Origin of the sequence: Parafrankia discariae (genome assembly GCF_000373365.1) — a bacterium.
GTDB lineage: Bacteria > Actinomycetota > Actinomycetes > Frankiales > Frankiaceae > Parafrankia > Parafrankia discariae.
The window spans coordinates 7,609-9,734 of the sequence record NZ_KB891128.1 but is presented as its reverse complement, the minus strand read 5'-3'; the positions used below and the strand labels follow the sequence as shown (position 1 = coordinate 9,734).

The 2,126-nt window shown below is 73.3% G+C and carries 1 protein-coding gene; it reads left to right on the top strand.

Translation table 11 applies throughout. The annotated features are described in order from the left end of the window. On the top strand, nt 1-2,126 hold a 2,126-nt coding region (locus B056_RS35455; RefSeq protein WP_018501120.1), incomplete at both ends, for a type I polyketide synthase.

Sequence of the window (2,126 nt, the reverse complement as noted above, 5' to 3'; positions counted from 1 at the left end):
GAGCCGGTGGCGATCGTGGGGATGGCGTGTCGCTATCCGGGTGGGGTCTCCTCTCCCGAGGAGTTGTGGGAGCTGGTCGCGTCGGGTGGTGACGGGATCGGGCGTTTCCCGGCGGACCGGGGTTGGGACCTGGAGGGTCTTTACGATCCCGACCCGGATCATCCGGGGACGTCGTACACGCGCGACGGTGGGTTCCTCTACGACGCCGCTGACTTCGATCCGGGCCTGTTCGGGATCAGCCCGCGGGAGGCGCTCGCCACGGACCCACAGCAGCGGCTGCTGCTGGAGGCGTCGTGGGAGGCGTTCGAACGGGCCGGCATCGACCCGACGGGGCTGCGCGGTTCGCGGACCGGGGTGTTCGCGGGCCTGATGTACCACGACTACGCGGCGCGGCTGCTCGCCGTCCCGGACGAGGTGGAGGGCTACCTCGGGACGGGCAACTCCGGCAGCGTCGCCTCGGGCCGGGTGTCGTACACGTTCGGTCTCGAGGGCCCGGCGGTCACGGTGGACACGGCGTGTTCGTCGTCGCTGGTCGCTTTGCACCTGGCGGTGCAGGCGCTGCGGTCCGGTGAGTGCGACATGGCGCTGGCCGGCGGGGCGACCGTGATGGCCACGCCCGGAACCTTCACCGGTTTCTCCCGGCAGCGCGGGCTGGCTGAGGACGGCCGCTGCAAGTCCTTCGCCTCGGCCGCGGACGGGGTGGGCTGGGGTGAGGGTGTCGGGATGCTGCTCGTCGAGCGGCTCTCGGACGCCCGGCGCAACGGCCATCCGGTGTTGGCCGTGGTGCGCGGCAGCGCGGTGAACCAGGACGGGGCGTCGAACGGGCTGACGGCGCCGAACGGTCCGTCGCAGCAGCGGGTGATCCGGCAGGCGCTGGCCAGCGCCCGGCTGGGTACCACTGACGTGGATGTCGTCGAGGGTCACGGGACCGGGACGACATTGGGCGACCCGATCGAGGCGCAGGCGCTGATCGCGACCTACGGCCAGGGCCGGCCCGCCGACCAGCCGCTGTGGCTCGGGTCGGTCAAGTCGAACATCGGTCACACGCAGGCCGCTGCCGGTGTGGCGGGTGTGATCAAGATGGTGGAGGCGATGCGGCACGGGGTGCTGCCCCCGACGCTGCACGTGGATGAGCCGTCGTCGCGGGTGGACTGGGCTGCCGGTGCGGTGGAGCTGCTGACCGAGGCCCGGCCGTGGGCGGTAGGTGCGGATCGGCCGCGGCGGGCGGCGGTCTCCTCGTTCGGGATCAGCGGCACCAACGCCCATGTGATCATCGAAGCCCCGGCCACCCCTGACCCGGCATTCACCGAGCGCGACCCGGACACGTCCGACCCGGCGGGGCCGAGCGGCGCGGCGGTGCGGCTGCCGGTGGTTCCGGTGGTGTTCTCGGCGGCGGAGCCGGCCGCCCTGACCGCCCAGGCAGGCCGTCTCCGGTCGGTGTCCGACGTGCGCCCGGTCGATGTGGGCTGGTCGCTGACCGGGCGGGCCAGGCTCGCGCATCGCGCGATCGTGCTGGCCCCGGATGCCGCCGGCCTGTCCACGGCCCTGGCCGCGCTCGCGGCCGACGAGGACGCGCCCGGCACGGCGCGGGGCGTCGCGCGCGGCGGCCGGTTGGGTGTGGTGTTCACCGGTCAGGGTGCGCAGCGGTTGGGGATGGGCCGGGAGCTGGCCGAGGTGTTCCCGGTGTTCGCCGCGGCGTTCGGCGAGGTGTGCGATCTGTTGGACAAGCATCTGGACCGGCCGTTGCGTTCCGTCATCAACGGTGAGGATGACCCGGCGTTGCTGGATCAGACCGGGTATGCGCAGCCGGCGTTGTTCGCGGTCGAGGTCGCGCTGCTGGCGCTGGTGCGGTCGTGGGGTGTGGACCCGGAGGTGGTGGCCGGTCATTCGATCGGGGAGGTCACCGCCGCGTATGCGGCGGGTGTTCTGGATCTGGCGGANGCGGCNGNGCTGGTGGCGGCCCGGGGCCGGTTGATGCAGGCGCTGCCGGCGGGTGGCGGGATGCTCGCGGTCGCGGCGGCGGAGGCCGCGGTGCTCGCCGCGCTCGCGGCGGCGGAGCTGACCTTGGACGTCGCCGCGGTGAACGGGCCGCTGTCGACGGTGCTGTCGGGCCCGGTTGACCTGCT